This is a genomic window from Porticoccaceae bacterium LTM1 (assembly GCA_030252795.1).
GTDB lineage: Bacteria > Pseudomonadota > Gammaproteobacteria > Pseudomonadales > Porticoccaceae > SCSIO-12696.
On the sequence record CP127080.1, the window covers coordinates 1,634,448 to 1,651,630 of the forward strand.

16 protein-coding genes are annotated in these 17,183 nt (G+C 50.3%); 1 reads left to right on the forward strand and 15 read right to left on the reverse strand.

The genetic code is table 11. The features are described from left to right. Positions 1 to 27: 27 nt before the first annotated feature. The 9 genes from QP938_07095 to QP938_07135 form a co-directional block, all read right to left on the reverse strand. Entirely contained in the window at positions 28 to 663 is a 636-nt protein-coding gene (locus tag QP938_07095; GenBank protein WIO73080.1) for an alpha-ketoglutarate-dependent dioxygenase AlkB, read from the reverse strand. 3 nt (positions 664 to 666) lie between these two features. Beyond that, positions 667 to 1,698, reverse strand: coding sequence for a UDP-N-acetylmuramate dehydrogenase (gene murB / locus QP938_07100; protein WIO73081.1), 1,032 nt, complete (start codon positions 1,696 to 1,698; stop codon positions 667 to 669). Between the two features lie 8 nt (positions 1,699 to 1,706). Continuing rightward, positions 1,707 to 2,213 (reverse strand): low molecular weight protein-tyrosine-phosphatase, encoded by a 507-nt coding sequence (locus QP938_07105; GenBank protein ID WIO73082.1) that lies wholly within the window; start codon positions 2,211 to 2,213, stop codon positions 1,707 to 1,709. Between the two features lie 26 nt (positions 2,214 to 2,239). Then, the gene (gene kdsB, locus QP938_07110; protein WIO73083.1) at positions 2,240 to 3,034 is read right to left on the reverse strand and encodes a 3-deoxy-manno-octulosonate cytidylyltransferase; all 795 of its coding nucleotides are present in this window, start codon (positions 3,032 to 3,034) and stop codon (positions 2,240 to 2,242) included. A gap of 4 nt (positions 3,035 to 3,038) precedes the next feature. After that, the gene (gene lpxK, locus QP938_07115; protein ID WIO73084.1) at positions 3,039 to 4,070 is read right to left on the reverse strand and encodes a tetraacyldisaccharide 4'-kinase; all 1,032 of its coding nucleotides are present in this window, start codon (positions 4,068 to 4,070) and stop codon (positions 3,039 to 3,041) included. Further along, positions 4,067 to 5,953: a lipid A export permease/ATP-binding protein MsbA gene (msbA, locus tag QP938_07120; protein WIO73085.1), complete on the reverse strand. Its 1,887-nt coding sequence runs from the start codon at positions 5,951 to 5,953 to the stop codon at positions 4,067 to 4,069. Before msbA ends, lpxK begins: the two co-directional genes overlap by 4 nt. Before the next feature lie 12 nt (positions 5,954 to 5,965). Beyond that, positions 5,966 to 6,391, reverse strand: a complete 426-nt coding sequence (locus tag QP938_07125; GenBank protein WIO73086.1) for a biopolymer transporter ExbD — start codon at positions 6,389 to 6,391, stop codon at positions 5,966 to 5,968. Between the two features lie 2 nt (positions 6,392 to 6,393). After that, the gene (locus QP938_07130; protein WIO73087.1) at positions 6,394 to 7,059 is read right to left on the reverse strand and encodes a MotA/TolQ/ExbB proton channel family protein; all 666 of its coding nucleotides are present in this window, start codon (positions 7,057 to 7,059) and stop codon (positions 6,394 to 6,396) included. A gap of 112 nt (positions 7,060 to 7,171) precedes the next feature. Further along, complete coding sequence (locus tag QP938_07135; GenBank protein ID WIO73088.1) at positions 7,172 to 9,439, reverse strand: DNA internalization-related competence protein ComEC/Rec2; 2,268 nt, start codon at positions 9,437 to 9,439, stop codon at positions 7,172 to 7,174. Between the two features lie 131 nt (positions 9,440 to 9,570). Here QP938_07135 and QP938_07140 point away from each other — a divergent pair, with 131 nt between their 5' ends. Then, positions 9,571 to 10,755: a patatin-like phospholipase family protein gene (locus QP938_07140; GenBank protein WIO73089.1), complete on the forward strand. Its 1,185-nt coding sequence runs from the start codon at positions 9,571 to 9,573 to the stop codon at positions 10,753 to 10,755. 7 nt (positions 10,756 to 10,762) lie between these two features. On the opposite strand, the gene QP938_07145 is transcribed toward QP938_07140, so the two are convergent. The 6 genes from QP938_07145 to prpC all read right to left on the reverse strand — a co-directional run bounded on the left by QP938_07145 (position 10,763) and on the right by prpC (position 17,165). Then, positions 10,763 to 11,290, reverse strand: coding sequence for a GNAT family N-acetyltransferase (locus tag QP938_07145; GenBank protein ID WIO73090.1), 528 nt, complete (start codon positions 11,288 to 11,290; stop codon positions 10,763 to 10,765). Further along, complete coding sequence (locus QP938_07150; GenBank protein ID WIO73091.1) at positions 11,283 to 11,615, reverse strand: DUF2288 domain-containing protein; 333 nt, start codon at positions 11,613 to 11,615, stop codon at positions 11,283 to 11,285. The genes QP938_07145 and QP938_07150 overlap by 8 nt, the downstream gene beginning before the upstream one ends. Next, positions 11,608 to 11,907 carry a GIY-YIG nuclease family protein gene (locus QP938_07155; GenBank protein WIO73092.1) on the reverse strand — a complete coding sequence of 100 codons (300 nt, stop codon included), beginning with the start codon at positions 11,905 to 11,907 and terminating at the stop codon, positions 11,608 to 11,610. Before QP938_07155 ends, QP938_07150 begins: the two co-directional genes overlap by 8 nt. Continuing rightward, positions 11,904 to 13,088, reverse strand: a complete 1,185-nt coding sequence (prpF, locus tag QP938_07160) for a 2-methylaconitate cis-trans isomerase PrpF (GenBank protein WIO73093.1) — start codon at positions 13,086 to 13,088, stop codon at positions 11,904 to 11,906. The genes QP938_07155 and prpF overlap by 4 nt, the downstream gene beginning before the upstream one ends. A 232-nt stretch (positions 13,089 to 13,320) precedes the next feature. Then, a complete protein-coding gene (gene acnD, locus QP938_07165) occupies positions 13,321 to 15,915 on the reverse strand; it encodes a Fe/S-dependent 2-methylisocitrate dehydratase AcnD (GenBank protein ID WIO73094.1) in 2,595 nt (864 codons plus the stop codon). A 128-nt stretch (positions 15,916 to 16,043) separates the two neighbouring features. Beyond that, complete coding sequence (prpC, locus tag QP938_07170; GenBank protein WIO73095.1) at positions 16,044 to 17,165, reverse strand: 2-methylcitrate synthase; 1,122 nt, start codon at positions 17,163 to 17,165, stop codon at positions 16,044 to 16,046. Positions 17,166 to 17,183 lie beyond the last annotated feature (18 nt).

Consider the following 17,183-nt stretch of genomic DNA (forward strand, 5'->3'; position numbering starts at 1 on the left):
CTTTGTAAGATATATCCTACAAAAACACTAAACCTTGACCAACTTCACACGACGGAAAGTAATATTGATTCGAGGCTGTATGATATCGAGTTGTTTGGGTACCTGATGCTGCCAATACTTCTGTGTCGCCCCCTTCATCACCAACAATGACCCACTTTCCAGCGGCAGGTTATAACGCTGACCGGTTTTCTTGTGTCGCAGCTGAAACACTCGGGTCGCCCCCAGGCTCACAGAGGCGATTTGGGGCATAGGACCGAGTTCAGGTTCATCATCGCTGTGCCAGGCCACGCTGTCTTTACCGTCGCGATAGTAGTTGAGCAGCGCGCTGTTAAAAGCGTGGTTAGCCAGCTTACACACTTGCTCTTTCAACTCAGTCAGCGCAGGAAACCAGGGGTGGGTCTGTAGCTGAATACCCGAATAGCTGTAGTTCGCACCGGTATCGCCATACCAGGCATTCAGGCGAGGGATGGCGACTTCGCGACCGCCAATATTCAGTCGATCCTGCTGCCAGTTAACCTGATTTCTCAACTCATCAAAAAGTTTAACTCCAGTATCAGAGCACAAAAAATCTGGCACATAGAACAGTTCACACTCGGGCTCATGAGCATCGGGTGAACCGGGAAGAAGAACCTGTTGAGGTGTGTTTGAGAACAGGTCCGGCATAACTTAAACCTCAGGTAAAATACGAGGTTCCATTTCAAGTTTTACGCCAAACTCCTGTTTAACGGAATCGACTATTTGACCAGCAACATCCAGCAATTGCTGGCCAGTACCATCGCCTCTGTTGACCAGTACCAGGGCCTGTCTGTCGTGGACGGCGATGTCACCTATCTGGCGCCCTTTCCACCCGGCCTTTTCAATCAACCATCCTGCTGCCAACTTCACCTCAACAGCAGACACAGGATACTGCACCATATCCGGAAACTTCCCACGCAATGTTTTGGCCTGCGTGGATGAGATCACCGGGTTTTTGAAAAAACTGCCGGCGTTGGGTGTGCTAACTGGATCAGGAAGTTTGCTGCGACGAATTTCGCACACCAATTCACTGATTTTTTTCGGTGTTAAATTCTGTCCTGATACTTCACCGGCAGCCATTTGCAGTGCCGGATAGGTAAGGACCAGATCAGGTTTTTTCGAGAGCGACAGTGTCACTGATGTAATCGCGACCTTGCCTCGCAATTCCCGTTTAAAAATACTGTCTCTATAACCAAACTCACACTCGTCACCACTTAGCACCCGTGCCGTTCCATTTTCCAGGCAAACTACCTCTACAGAGTGCAGGCGCTTCGCCAACTCCACCCCGTAGGCACCAATGTTCTGGACTGGAGCTGCACCAACACAGCCTGGGATGAGTGAAAGATTTTCAAGTCCGTACCAGTTGTTATCAAGTGTGTATTCGACCAGTCTGGGCCAATCCTCACCGGCACCAACCCGAATCAATACCTGCCGATCATCTTCACTTATCAACTCGACACCATTGATGGCCACTTTCAGAACCAGACCGGGAATATCACTGGCCAAAACAATATTACTGCCACCACCCAGCAGCGTGATTTGCAGTTGCTTTTCGTTGGCCCACTGAATGGCTTGCTGAAGATCAGGGACACTCTCGATGCGTGCAAAATACTCCGCACTGGCAGGCAGAGCCAAAGTGTTTAACGATTTAAGATCCTGCTGCTGAACAACGGAAAAAGTCACTGCACTGCCTATTTTTCAACGAGGTGATAAGAATCCAGATGATGTTGACGAATATGGGTTAACAGCCCTTCACTGGCCTGCTCCACCAAATCGATTACCAAATCAAAACCCTTCTCACCGCCGTAGTAGGGATCTGGAACTTCACGGTAATCCTGACGACTCCCAAAGTTCAGAAAGAGCTCAAAAGTCCCATCGAACTTACCAGGATGTAATTGACGCATGTTGGCCATATTGCTGTCATCCATACCGAGAACATAGTCGAACTGGTCAAAATCACTGCACACAAACTGACGCGCTCTTAACGGGCTGAGATCGTAACCGCGCTGTCGCGCTCGTGCTACAGTGCGCGAATCCGGGGCTTTGCCGACATGCCAATCGCTGGTTCCAGCAGAATCAATATGTATTTGATCCTGCAATCCAGCCTCTTTCACCAACTGATCAAAAATACCGTGTGCTGTTGGAGATCGACAGATATTGCCGAGACAGACAAACAAAACCTTTACCGGTTTAGTCAATTCTTGCGCTCTCACTCTTTGCCCTGTCACTCTTTACCTTCATAGTCGAGCAGTTCAGCAATATCCCCACCAAGCAGTTTGATGACATTCAGCAAATCCTCACGAGTATCAACTCCGCCGGGAACCTTGGCGACAGATTCATCGACGTGAACTGAGACCCCGTGCCACATAAAGCGCAGCTGTTCCAGGCACTCAATGCGCTCAATCGGCGCTGCAGACCATTCTACAAATCGGTTCAGTTGCGAAACACGATATCCGTAAATTCCAATATGACGAGCAGGAATCAGGTTGTTGGGCAGCACGCTCTTATCGTTAGCGAATTGATCTCTCGGCCAGGGAATGGGCGCACGGGAAAAATAGAGTGCAATATCCCGCTCATCGGTAACGACTTTGACAACATTGGGGTTTGTAAAGTCTTTGACTGAGCGGATCGGTTCGCAAAGTGTCGCAACTCCTGCCTCTGGATTGCGCGACAGGTTGACCGCAACCTGATTGATCACTTCCGGCGGAATCAACGGCTCATCACCTTGTACATTTACCACGATGTGATCCGGGTCCAGTTCCAGTTGACAGGCCACCTCTTGCAGGCGATCTGTTCCTGACTGGTGCTCGGAAGAGGTCATTACCACTTCACCACCAAACGCAGTGACGGCATCGAAAATACGTTGATCATCTGTGGCCACTACCACACGAACCGCATCACTCTGCACGGCCTGTTCATAGACCCTCTGAATCATGCTTTTACCGACAATGTCACGCAGAGGTTTTCCCGGAAGACGAGTGGATGCATAGCGAGCAGGAATAACAGCAGTGAATTCCATATTATCAACACCTTACAGACTTTTTATCGGAGATAACTTTAACTTTTTCCAGAAATTCCATTAACCAGGAATCAGGTAACTCGGCTGCCACATCCAACACCCAGCAATCCTCGCGAGAAATGGATTCGCACTTCACTGCATCCTTTGCAGTCATGATAACGGCACGATCATCATCAAAGCATAGATCGCTTGCCACGAACTGATGGTGATCAGGAAATGCGTGCAGCTCAGGCTGAAAACCGTAACCGGTTAGTGTGTCAATAAATCGCTGTGGATTGCCAATACCGGCCACTGCATGAACCTTTCGACGTGTAAACTGCCAATCGCGAAGCGCAATGGATGGCTTGCCGTTGAGTGAGCGCAATAGAGGCCGGGCCACCACCTTCATCGCCACAGCCTTTTCACCAAACTCTGGACTACTGCCCATACCATTAAACACACCATTTACAAGAACGGCATCAACGCTCGAAAGGCGACTGACAGGCTCTCTCAACGGCCCTGCCGGCAATAAATAACCATTGCCAAACCCACGCTGACCATCAACCACTGCCAGCTCGATATCCCTTGGCAAGCGGTAATGTTGCAAACCATCGTCACTGAGAACGATATTGCACTCCGTATCGACCAGTAAAAAGCGTGCTGCACGTAGCCTGTCAGGATCAACCACCACAGGACAGCCAGATTGTCGAGCTATCATCAGCGGCTCGTCACCAGAGTGTTCCACCGGCGTGCTTGACTCAACCCTCAGTGGATATTTGGGAGCCTTACCACCGTAACCGCGACTCACCACTCCAGGTCGATAACCGGCCTGGCGAAGAGCATCAAGAAGTGTAATCAGCAACGGTGTTTTACCAGTACCGCCAACAGAAATATTACCAACTACAATCACCGGTACCGGCAGCTGGTTGTTTTTGCTGCGGCTCTTCAGCCATTGCCGGCGTGTTGCAGAAATGCCACCAAACAGCCAGGAGAGAGGCAGTAATACTTTTGGAAGTACACCACCGCTGTACCAGCTTTGTTCCAGCGATTTACTCACTGCTCCGCCTCAAAACCACTGCTGTGCAATTGCGCGTAGCGACCACCTGCATCAAGTAATGATTGATGGGTGCCCTGCTCCACGATCTCGCCTTTTTCCAGCACGATAATGCGGTCAGCGTTTTCGATGGTGCTTAACCGGTGAGCGATTACGAAAGTGGTACGGCCTTTCATTAACTCTTCCAGAGCCGCCTGAATATGACGTTCTGAATCCGTATCCAGTGCAGAAGTGGCTTCATCAAGAATCAGTATCGGGCACTGTTTCAGCAATGCTCGAGCGATCACCAGACGTTGACGCTGACCACCAGACAATTTGGAGCCGTTGTCACCAATTACCGTATCAAAGCCCTGCGGCATCGCCTCGATAAACTCCAGGGCATGAGCAGCCCTGGCGGCTTCGATTACTTGCTCTCTCGGCAAAGAAGCCAGGTCACCGTAGGCAATATTGTTATAAGCGGTGTCGTTAAAGAGGGTGACCTGCTGATTCACAAACGAAATGTGGCTGCGAAGATTCGCAAGAGTCAGGTCTTCGATCTCTACCCCATCCAACAAAATAGATCCGCTGCTGTGGTTGTAAAAACGGGGAATAAGGCTGACCAGGGTACTTTTACCACTGCCCGATGAGCCCACAAGGGCAACGGTCTCCCCTGCTTTGACCTCAAAGCTGAGATTATTGATTACAGGGCCATCAGTATCGTTGTAGGCAAAACTGACACCATCAAAAACGAAGTGCCCCTGAACTTTATCCAGGGTTTTGGTGCCGGTATCCACCTCTTCTTTTGCATCCAGGGTCTGGAAAATCGATTGGGCTGCGGCAAGGCCTTTCTGTATCGGTGCCATAACACTGGTGAGTTTACGAACCGGGCGAGTCAGCGCGCCAGCAACCAGCAAAAACATAATCAAGCTATTCAGCTCGATGTGATCCACCATGTACGGGCTTAACGCGAAGAAAATCAGCAGTGCCATTACAACGCTGATAATCAGCTGTACTACCGGGGAGCTCAGCCCCTGCACTGCACCCATCTTGACCACCTGATGACGGTTGTCCTCACTGGCGGCATTCATTCTCTGGCGCTCGTACTGTTCACCCGCAAAAATTCGCATTACCCGAAACCCGCTGATCATCTCCTGGGAGACTTGGGTCACATTACCTTGCGCTGACTGAATACGGTGACTGATACGACGAAAACGTTTGCTGACTACCTGGACTACAACACCGATCAAAGGCATTACTACCAGGAACAAAACTGTTAGCTTCCAGTTGTAAAACAACATCATGGCCAGATAGGCAATGACCTGCGAGCCCTCAGTAATTACCGTTTTTACTGCGTTGTTTACCGCTTCTGTTACCTGGGTAACGTTATAGGTCAGGCGGGAAACCAGGTGGCCAGACATATTGCGATCAAAATACGCAGTAGGCAGCCGGGTCATCTTGTTAAACACGTCTGTGCGCAGATTGTGGACCAGGTAGGAGCCAATGTAGGCCATGCCGTAAGTTCCCACAAAGAAGCCAAAACCGCGCACCATTGCCACAGCGACAAACAGCAACGGAATAGCCAGCTGCCCATTTTGACTAATGGCATCGCCGAGACTGTCGCCAAAAATTTTAACCAGAATACTGTTGCTTGCTGCCTCTCCGGCACCACTGACAATCCCGCCCATGCCTGACGGGATTTCCATGCCTTCCAGCGATACCCCCTGCCCGGACACTTTGCCAATATGGGCAATCAACATTCCAAACAGATCAAAGAAAGCAGCATTCATGGCCGAGAACAGAGTCAGCGCCAGAGTGCTGATTGCAAATACCAGCCAGTAAGGTTTTACATAGACAAGCAACCTTTTGTACAGGGTAAGGTCTGCCTGTGCAGTTCGTTTATCTGCCATTGAATTTCTCGATTATTGTCCCGTGGATTCCGGGCGTCGACTGGTAACACTGAGGTGAACAAAGCCAGCCCTGCCTGCCGCATCCGCTGCGGTTACAAAAGACTGATGGGTGGCATCGGCGTCGGCGGTGATAACCAGTGGAATGGATGTGTCGCCCCCGGATATCAGGTTGAGGGCTTTAACAATGGTTTCCGGCTGGCGGTTCACCAATGCTTCTCCATTGATGCTGTAACTGCCATCTCTGGCAATCACGATTTCAATGGAGTCGGGCAAATCCGGATTAGGCTGCCCTTCCGCTTCCGGCAAGGAGACCTCAAGGTGGGTCTCTTTGGTAAACGTCGTGGACACCATAAAAAAGATTAACAGCAGAAAAACTACGTCAATCAGCGGCGTGAGATTTACGCCCTGTTCGGTCTTGCGTTGACGGCGAAACTTCACTGTCAGGCTCCCTGCTGAGCCGCTGCCGTACTGACCGGTCGATCTCCATTGCGACTGGAGATAGTGCGATCACCATGCAGTGCATCCACCAGTTTGACTGCCTGATCTTCCATATTCAGCACCAGGCCATCTACCTGACGTTCGAAATAGCGGTGCAAAATCATGGCTGGAATTGCCACTGCAAGACCAGCCGCAGTGGTGATTAACGCCTCGGATATACCGCCTGCCAACACGCCAGCATTACCGGTGCCTTCCAACATGATGGCTGAAAACACTTTGATCATGCCGATTACGGTGCCCAGCAGGCCCAACAATGGAGCGATAGCGGCAATGGTACCTAACGGGGCGAGAAAACGTTCGAGTTCGTGAATAACCTGGTTGGCAGCCTCTTCGATGCTGTCCTTCATCACTTCACGACCGTGGCCAGAATTGCTCAATCCTGCAGCCAACACTTTACCCAACGGTGAAGAGTCGCGTAGCTCCTGCAGTTTGGCTTTATTGACCTGGTTATGCTTGAGCCAGTGCCAAACCTGGGCAAGCAGATTGTCGGGGACAACTCGTGCCGGCCGTAATGTCCAGTACCGTTCTACCGAGATAGCTACCACTGCCAACGAACACAGCAGAATTGGAATCATTAACCAGCCACCGGCCACTATCAGCTCGTACACACAACCCCCTGAAACCCTTTAGTTATTGATTCGCAACACTTTACCACAAGGCTCGCCAAGCTCGAACTGTTATGGTTCTGTAAATAGTATTTACAGGCCCTACTTCACGCTTTTACTGCCAATAGTAAGGCAACTCTCGCCGATGCTCGAATACTGTCCAATTCCCTGCGTCATAACGAAATGTAACGGCCCCGGAATAGGCAGTATTGTAGGCTTTACTGCCGACATGTTGATACCGATCTACCACCGAGGCATGAGGGTGGCCAAACTGGTGTCGATAACCGGTGGAGAAAACCACAGAGTCAGGTCGAGTAGCGTTAACAAATGTTGGTGTGGAAGAGGTTTTACTGCCGTGATGCGGGGCTATCAAAAGAGTGATATTGCGAGGTAACACCCCGCTTGTGGCCAACTGATTTTCCACCGTTGCCTCAATATCACCCGGCAGCAAAATGATTTGACCTTGATAATGAATGGCCAGCACACAGGACTCGTTATTTGTCTTGTCATACATCTGGCTATCCGGGTGCAACACTTCAAATAACACCCCATCCCACTGCCAGTGCATACCAGCTCGACAGACCGACACAGAATCACCCTGATCGGCCTGTGGCTTCAAAATACTACTCACGGAAATCGACTCAAGTACGCCACGCTCCCCTCCTGCGTGATCATTATCTGAATGACTAATCATTAATTTGTCGAGGTGACCAATCCCCTGACTTCGCAGCCAGGGCACGACAATTCCCGATCCGGCATCAAAGCGGTCACTGAAACGTGCACCTGTGTCATACAGCAAAGTGTGATTTGGAGTCTGGACCACCACGGCCAGGCCTTGCCCCACATCCAGAGTGGTAACCTGCAACTCGGCACGGGGTTGTTTTGCGAAAAACAAACAGAACACTGGAACAATACCCAGCCATCGCGCGGGGAACCCTTTAGGCAGGATCAATAAACCTGTAGCCAAAGCCAGTGTTAAAAACAGCGTCAAGGAGTGCGCCAGAGGCAAAGAAACGGAAAAATCCTGGCAATATTGTTCCGCAACCCCCAGTAACTCCCACAGATATTCGAGTTGCCAATTTGCCAGTCTCCAGCAACCATCACTCACCACAGGCAGCCATGAGAAAATTGCCCCTAGCAGGCACAATGGAACAATTAACAGACTCACCCACGGGATGGCCACTGCATTAACCAAAGGTGATAGTACTGTTTGATCTCCGAAGCCTATAAGTATGGGACCGGAAAGCGCCAAAAACACCAACCACTGTGGAAGCCAAAAACGCCTCCAGCGAATTAACCCCCACAACCCCGTCATCCCCCAGAGTAAAGCTGTCACAGCACCAAAAGAGAGCCAGAACCCTAAACTGTGAATAGCCAGGGGATCTATGAACGCGATAACCGCAGCAGCGAAAGCGAGACCACACCAAAAGCTGATTCTGGTTCTCAATAATCTAACCAGCAAAACCACTGCCACCATCACCAGTGCACGAATAGCCGGCAGACCTAAGCCGGCGAGTCCGCTGTACAACACAGCCCCAACCAAAGAGAAAACACTGGCTACCAGAGGGGTGGGTATTTGGTGAAACTGCAGATTAACAAACCTTCCCAGCAGTATTCCCAGGGCATAACAGAGCGTTGCAACAAATCCGATATGCAATCCGGATATCACCAGCAAATGGGTGGTACCGGTTAACCTAAGCCGCCGCCAATCCTCCCCCGAAAGACCTGAGCCATCACCGACAACAAGGGCGGCAAGAAATCTCTGCTTGCCTAAATTGCTCGCCTGAATCTTTTCACGCAGAGAAATACGCCAGCTCGAAAGGCCACCATACTCTTCGGCAAATAATCGATTATTGCTGTTGGCACGCACATACCCTGTGGCAGAAATACCCTGACTCATTAACCAGCCGCGGTAATCAAAACTAGCGGGGTTTGAGAAGTTGCGCGGTCTTCTTAATTTCACCCGTAACTGCCACTGCTGGCCGGGCACAATCTGCTGTTCTGAGTCATACCAGCTGAGCAAAAGCTTATTAAGCGGTAGCGGCTGCCCATCGGAGGTACGATGAACTTCATGCACCTCAAACTCAAAGCGCACACGTCGCTCATTTACATTAGGAAGGCTGATAACAGAGCCTTTTACATCGTACTCAGCCAGTTCATCGTCAATGGACAACTGGGCATTCATCATCTGGTGTCCACTGAATACCCCCCAGCAGACACCGGTATAAAAAAAGATGATCAAGCGAATACATGCGTAACGACTCAAGGCCACAAGCAATAAAGCAAACGCCAATAACCACCATATGGAAGGCAGTTTCGGGAAAAGACTGACAAGAAACACACCACTGGCGAACAACACCAGCTGTTTTGGCAAGCGCGACATCCATGTACCTGCTTGTTTATGATATATATGGACCGATCAAGAGCCCCAAACTTGGCCGATGAGCGATTCTCGACCACAATTACAGTGTGAACAGAGTTAAACCTGAATAACTATAGAAGCAGGACGCGGTAATGTCACCAGATACCAAACTTTCGCTGGCTCCAGAAGCGCTGCCTCAGAAAAAGCCTATTGCGCTGGTATTGTCAGGCGGCGGTGCGCGTGGCGCTTATCAAGCCGGTGTACTTAAAGCTGTTGCCGAGATTTTACCCAAATCGACCTACAACCCTTTTCCAATTATCTGTGGCACTTCTACCGGAGCTATAAATGCCCTGGCACTGGCTGGCCGTACCGGCCCCTTTCGTCTCAGAATTCGCAAGCTGGAATATATCTGGCGCAGTATTCGACCCCATAAAGTCTATCGTGCCGATGCCATGGGGGTTATGAAAAACTCCTTAAGGATGGCTCTTTCTTTTTTCCACAGTGGTTACTCTCCGGGCAAACCCGTAGCCCTGCTGGACACCTCCCCTCTCCGTGCCCTGTTGGAACGGGTAGTACGCTTTCGTCATATTGACGAAGCAATCGCCGGTGGTGAGCTGAAAGCGTTAAGCATCACCTGCATGAGTTATACCAGCGGGCAGTCCATCACATTTTTTCAAGGGGCTCATGATTCCAACAACTGGGAGCGATCTCGGCGCAAAGGTATTCGCACTGGGCTAACCGTTGATCACCTGATGGCCTCTTCGGCAATTCCCACCCTGTTTCCTTCGGTAAAGATTGGAGGCCACTATTTTGGTGACGGTGCCATTCGACAATTAAAACCGCTAAGCCCTGCACTGCAACTGGGGGCAAAAAAGCTGTTTGTAGTAGGTGTCAGCGATAAAACAAAGCCGGAAGATCTGGAAGGCCCTGCATCCCACTCCCCATCCATTGCGCAAATTATTAACCACATGTTTAACAGCGCATTTGCCGATGCCATGGAGGCAGACCTGGAAACCATGCACAGTATTAATCGACTAATTGCCGGTATCAGTGAAGAAGAACGCGAGGAGCTGGATATTCACGATATGGACCATATAGATGCGCTAGCCATTCGCCCCTCGCAATCCATTGAGGCAATGGCAGCCAACTACCTCACTGAACTGCCCTTTATTCTGAAATTATTTATGAAAGGAATCGGTGCAACTGCCCGCGGCGGCGGTGCCGGTACCGCGAGCTTTTTGCTGTTTGAAAAGAAATTCTGCTCTCAGTTATTAAACCTGGGCTATCGCGATGCGATGGAAAAAGCGAAAGAGATAAGGGAGTTTTTTGAGTCGTAGTCTAGGCTCAATCCGACACTGTGGCTGGTTTTTTTATCACATAGCGAACCACATCGAATCCTTCGTACTTCATGTCACCTTCCAGCTGCAGGCCGCTTTTTTCCAGCACCCTCGTAGAAGCTACATTCTCCGGCAGGGCGATACCAATAATGTATGGCAGCTTTAAAACCTCAAGGCCATATTTAACACAAGCACGGGATGCTTCGGTACCAAGCCCTCGCCCCCAAAAACGAGGGAAAAACCGGTAGCCAACATCAACCTCGTCAAGCTCCTCCAGGTATTTCAGTCCGCACCAGCCAATAAACTCATTAGTGTCTTTGAGGATACATGCCAAGCGCCCATACCCGAACTTTTGGTAATCCCGAAGTGGCCTTTCCCGCAATCCATCCAAAGCTTGCTGCAGATCGGTAAAACAATCTTCACCGGTATAACGCATGACCTCTGGATCAGAATTAAGCTGAAAAAACAGCTCCACATCCTGCTCCGTTAACTTGCGGAGCAACAAGCGCTCAGTTTCAATAACAACATCACTCATCGCTACACTCCTGTACCAGCACCCAAGGTTTAACCACACACGTCCACAAGTGAGCATTCCCCTCAAACCAGTTTAAAGCCTGCTCATCACTGACTTGCCCTACCCGCCCTGACTCCATCCATTGCTGGATTAGACTGCTGTTGTCCATGGAAATTTGCAGAGCAACATCAGTTAAGTCCAACTCCGCTGATACAGCGATAACCGAGCCACTGGCAAAAAATCGTTGCAAGTCGCTCCATGGAGCCTTTGCAGTTTCCAGATTCAACTTGGCCTTCAGGACCTCTGGATCACGCTCCATCTGCACCATTTTTTGAATATCAGTCACGCTGTTCTCCGATGTATTTCTCTATCAATTTGCTCAGGGATAACCGGCCTGTCACCAGGGCTTCTTTCTGCTGTTTGGACAGCTTCTTAACTGACATTTCCAGTCTGGTTGCCACTGAACGGTTACCAACCACTTGGTTGAACACCAGCTTTAACGGCCCCTTCCCCTTTAAGGCCTTGGCCCCTTTCTCACCGTCGCAATGCTCGCCAAAACGCCGCTCAACGTCGGTAGTTATGCCGGTGTACAACCGGTTACCCGCATAGCGTACCAGATACAGGGACCATTCACTCATTCCTGAAAACTATCGCCGGGTACCCGCACCCAGCCTTCCATCAGTACTCGGGCACTACGCCCCATCACAGCTTTGGTCACTACCCAGGAGCCGTTTTGTTCACTTGCGCTGGCACCAACCCGCAGTGTTCCGGAGGGATGTCCAAAGCGAACAAAATCGCGCTCGCCACCACCGGCAATTTCATTTACCAGTGTTCCCGGTATTGCGGCCGCAGCAGCTATGGCCACCGCCGCCGTCCCCATCATGGCATGATGCATTTTACCCATCGACAGTGCGCGCACAGACAAATCAATGTCAGCAGCAAATACCTGCTTGCCGCTGGAGGCGAGATAATCCTGAGGATTGGCAATAAAGGCAACTTTGGGGGTATGTTGCCGTTGTGCGGCTTCTTCCAGCTTTTCGATCAATCCCATTTTTAACGCACCCTGTGCGCGAATGGCTTCAAAACGAGCTAAAGCTTCCGGGCTTTCGTTGATAGCTTCCTGCAATTCGGTACCTGTGTAGCCAAGTTCATCTGCCAGTAAAAAAATGGTAGGAATTCCGGCATTGATCATGGTCGCTTTAAATGTGCCCACTCCCGGCACCTCCAGATCATCAACCAGATTCCCTGTTGGAAACATGAAACCGGTTGCGTCGGCAGGATCGACAAACTCAACTTGAACTTCGGCAGCCGGAAAGGTCACACCATCCAGTTCAAAATCGCCGGTTTCCTGAACCTCGCCATTGGTAATTGGGACATGGGCAACAATGGTTTTTTTTATGTTCGCTTGCCATATACGGACAGTGGCAACCCCATTTTCGGGAATACGACCGGCATCCACCAGTCCGCTGTTTATGGCAAAAGAACCAACCGCAGCAGATAAATTCCCACAGTTACCACTCCAATCCACAAAGGGTTTGTCGATGGAAACCTGACCAAACAGGTAGTCCACATCATGACCCGGCTGACTGCTTTTAGACAAAATAACAGTTTTACTGGTGCTGGAAGTCGCACCGCCCATACCGTCAATTTGTTTGCCGTATGGATCAGGACTACCTATTACGCGCAGCAATAATGCATCGCGAGCCGGCCCCGGTTTTTGCGCTACTTCTGGTAAATCCTGCAAGCGGAAAAACACCCCTTTGCTGGTGCCACCGCGCATATAGGTGGCAGGAATTTTGATTTGTGGTTTATGGGTCATTTGTTTGATTCTCTGAAATTCTGCTGTTTGATCCAGAATCATTCTATTTGTAATAGATACCCACCTGCGGGGGAATGACGTGCGTTCTAATCATTCTGAGTGCAACGAAGGATCCCGTAATTCTGAAATAGAGATTCTTCGCTTCACTCAGAATGACATGAGTTATGCTTTTCCACCGTCATTCCCGCGAAAGCGGGAATCCATAGGCATTTTTACTAAATTTGGTGGCAAATCAAACTGTCGCCTCTGACTCCAAAAAGTCTTGGGCAAAACGCTGCAATACACCACCCGCTTCATAGATCGAAACTTCTTCCGCCGTATCAAGGCGACAGGTAACTGGAACTTCTTCACTATCTCCATTTTTACGATGCATGACCAAAGTCAACATGGCTCCTGGAGTGAATTCCCCCACAACATCGTAGGTTTCAGTGCCATCAATACCAAGCGTTTTACGATTTACACAGGCTTTAAATTCCAGTGGCAATACGCCCATACCAATCAGGTTTGTGCGGTGAATTCGCTCAAATCCTTCGGCGACAATCGCTTCAACACCAGCCAATCTCACGCCCTTCGCCGCCCAGTCACGAGATGACCCCTGACCATAGTCGGCGCCAGCAACAATGATTAATGGCTGCTTGCGTTCCATATAGGTTTCAATTGCTTCCCACATGCGAGTAACTTTGCCTTCCGGTTCGATTCTCGCAAGTGAACCCTGCTTCACTTCACCATTTTCACGAACCATTTCATTAAACAGTTTCGGGTTGGCAAAGGTCGCACGTTGCGCGGTGAGATGGTCACCCCTGTGGGTGGCGTAGGAGTTAAAGTCCTCCTCAGGCAGGCCCATTTTCGCCAGGTATTCACCGGCGGCACTGCTGGCCAAAATTGCATTGGACGGTGACAGGTGGTCGGTAGTGATATTGTCGCCCAACACCGCCAAAGGTCTCATTCCTTTAAGGGTGCGCGGTTGTGCCAAAGCCCCTTCCCAGTAAGGTGGCCGACGAATGTAGGTACTTTGCGGACGCCAGTCGTACAGTGGATTACCACGCTCCGCTTCAGCTTTTTCCAAGTCAAACATCGGAATATACACATCGCGGAACTGCTGCGGTTTAACACTCGCTTTCACAATCTCATCGATTTCGGAATCGCTGGGCCAGATATCCTTAAGGGTGATGGGGTTACCTTGCTGGTCAGTGCCTAGCACATCTTTCTCGATATCAAAACGAATGGAACCGGCAATGGCATAGGCCACAACCAATGGTGGCGACGCCAGAAATGCCTGCTTGGCGTAAGGGTGTATGCGGCCATCAAAGTTACGGTTACCGGACAAAACCGCTGTCGCATAAAGATCGCGGTCAACCACTTCTTTCTGAATCTCTGGATCCAAAGCACCGCTCATGCCGTTACAGGTGGTACAGGCAAATCCCACCACACCAAAACCAAGTTGCTCCAGTTCCGACAGCAAATTAGCTTCTTCCAGATACATTTTTACAGTTTTAGAGCCTGGTGCCAGTGAAGACTTTACCCAAGGCTTGCGAAGTAATCCCAGACGATTGGCATTACGCGCCAAAAGACCGGCGGCAATAATATTTCTCGGGTTACTGGTGTTGGTGCAACTGGTGATGGCAGCAATAATTACCGCACCATCGGGCATGACACCTTCCTGCTGTTCGTATTTACCAGAAATACCGCGTGCAGCGAGATCTGCGGCTGGCAGCAATGCATGAGGATTCGATGGCCCGGCGAGGTTTCGACCCACGGAGCCCAAATCAAATTTTAAAACACGCTCGTACTCAACGTCTTTAAGTGTGTCAGACCAGAGCCCGGTTTGCCTTGCGTAGTTTTCTACCAGTGCTACCTGTTCATCGTCACGACCGGTGAGTCGCAAGTAATCAATAGTTTGTTCATCAATTGAGAACATTGCTGCTGTGGCACCATATTCCGGAGTCATATTGGATATTGTGGCGCGATCACCCAAACTCAGTCTGGATGCACCTTCACCATAAAACTCCAGGTACGCACCCACAACACGCTCGCGGCGTAAAAATTCTGTCAGCGCCAACACCAGGTCAGTGCCCAGAATTCCGGGTTTTAATTCACCAGTTAATTCAACACCGACAATATCAGGCAGGCGCATGTAGGATGCACGCCCCAGCATTACACTTTCTGCTTCCAGGCCTCCAACACCCACGGAAATTACCCCAAGCGCGTCTACCATCGGGGTGTGACTGTCGGTTCCGACACAGGTATCAGGAAATGCAACGCCGTCTTTTACTTGAATAACCGGCGACATTTTCTCCAGATTAATCTGGTGCATAATGCCGTTGCCAGGAGGAATCACATCAACATTTTCAAAGGCCGTTTTGGTCCAGTTGATAAAGTGGAAACGATCCTCGTTGCGGCGCTCTTCAATCGCGCGGTTTTTATCAAACGCCTCTTTCTCAAAGCCACCGTGCTCCACTGCCAACGAGTGATCCACAATTAATTGTGTTGGTACCACCGGATTAACTTTCGCCGGATCACCACCCTTGTCAGAAATAGCATCACGCAAGCCTGCAAGATCCACCAGTGCGGTTTGACCAAGGATATCGTGACAGACTACCCGCGCCGGAAACCAAGGAAAATCCAGGTCGCGCTTGCGATAAATCAACTGCTTTAATGCGTCGGTGAGAGACTCGGAATCGCAACGACGAACCAGGTTTTCTGCCAAAATTCTCGAGGTATACGGCAGCTTTTCGTAGGCACCGGGTTCGATTTCATTAACGGCTTCGCGGGTGTCAAAATAGTCGAGATCGGTATTAGGGAGATTCTTTCGGTATTGAGTGTTCATTAGCGTTCCGTGATATTTCACTAGTCGGACGTCGGAGGTCTGACGTCGGACGCTGGCCGGGCACTCGCCCGACCGGTTTTAAACAGGCTTTTACGTCAGACGTCCGACTTCAGACGTCTGACCGCCCATCACCGACTGGTGATGGGTACAACTTTCCGCAATTCAGGCCCAACATATTCAGCCGATGGACGAATAATGCGGTTGTCTGCACGCTGTTCAAACACATGCGCGGCCCAGCCAGTCACTCGACTCATAACAAAAATCGGTGTGAACAGCTTGGTGGGAATGCCCATAAAGTGGTACGCAGATGCATGGAAGAAGTCAGCATTACAGAACAGTTTTTTCTCACGCCACATCACTTCTTCACAGCGCACTGAAACCGGGTACAGTACTTTGTCGCCCGCTTCTTCAGCCAGTTTCTCAGCCCAACGTTTTATGATGGCGTTGCGCGGGTCGGATACGCTGTAAATAGCATGACCAAAGCCCATGATTTTCTCTTTGCGGGCCAGCATACCCATCATCGCCTCTTCGGCTTCATCCGCACTGTTCCACTGCTCAATCATTTCCATTGCCGCTTCGTTAGCACCACCGTGCAACGGACCACGCAGAGTACCAATAGCACCGGTAATGCAGGAGTGGATATCAGTCAGTGTTGACGCTGAAACACGAGCGGTAAAGGTAGACGCATTGAATTCGTGCTCGGCGTACAGAATCAACGAGGAGTGCATGACTTTTACATGCAGATCGCTGGGGGCTTTGCCGTGCAGCATGTGCAGGAAGTGACCGCCGACAGAGTCGTCGTCGGTTTCAGTTTCGATACGCACACCGTCGTGAGTGAAGCGATACCAGTAACAGATGATGCTTGGGAATGCAGCTACCAGACGATCCACTTTATCGCCCTGTTGGGAGAAATCAGTTTCGGTTTCCAGATTACCCAGCATGGAGCAACCAGTGCGCATCACGTCCATCGGATGAGCGGAAGCTGGAATGCGCTCAAGCACATCTTTAAGCTCTTGCGGCAAGCCACGCATGGATTTCAGCTTGGCTTTGTAGGCATCCAAATCCGCCTGATTAGGCAGTTCGCCTTTCAATATCAGGTATGCAACTTCTTCAAATTCGCAGTTACTGGAAAGGTCTTCAATGTCATAACCGCGGTAAGTGAGGCCTGAGCCTTCTTTGCCACAAGTACAGAGTGCTGTTTTACCGGCCACCTGACCACGCAGGCCAGCTCCACTTAATTCTTTAGCCATGATTCTCTTCCTTAAATT

Excerpts from the sequence above, each read along its gene's own strand:
- QP938_07095 (WIO73080.1), bottom strand. The coding sequence starts at position 663 with ATGCCGGACCTGTTCTCAAACACACCTCAACAGGTTCTTCTTCCCGGT.
- kdsB (WIO73083.1), bottom strand. The coding sequence starts at position 3,034 with ATGGAATTCACTGCTGTTATTCCTGCTCGCTATGCATCCACTCGTCTT.
- msbA (WIO73085.1), bottom strand. The coding sequence starts at position 5,953 with ATGGCAGATAAACGAACTGCACAGGCAGACCTTACCCTGTACAAAAGG.
- QP938_07135 (WIO73088.1), bottom strand. The coding sequence starts at position 9,439 with ATGTCGCGCTTGCCAAAACAGCTGGTGTTGTTCGCCAGTGGTGTGTTT.
- QP938_07140 (WIO73089.1), top strand. The coding sequence starts at position 9,571 with ATGTCACCAGATACCAAACTTTCGCTGGCTCCAGAAGCGCTGCCTCAG.
- QP938_07145 (WIO73090.1), bottom strand. The coding sequence starts at position 11,290 with ATGAGTGATGTTGTTATTGAAACTGAGCGCTTGTTGCTCCGCAAGTTA.
- QP938_07155 (WIO73092.1), bottom strand. The coding sequence starts at position 11,907 with ATGAGTGAATGGTCCCTGTATCTGGTACGCTATGCGGGTAACCGGTTG.
- prpF (WIO73093.1), bottom strand. The coding sequence starts at position 13,088 with ATGACCCATAAACCACAAATCAAAATTCCTGCCACCTATATGCGCGGT.
- acnD (WIO73094.1), bottom strand. The coding sequence starts at position 15,915 with ATGAACACTCAATACCGAAAGAATCTCCCTAATACCGATCTCGACTAT.
- prpC (WIO73095.1), bottom strand. The coding sequence starts at position 17,165 with ATGGCTAAAGAATTAAGTGGAGCTGGCCTGCGTGGTCAGGTGGCCGGT.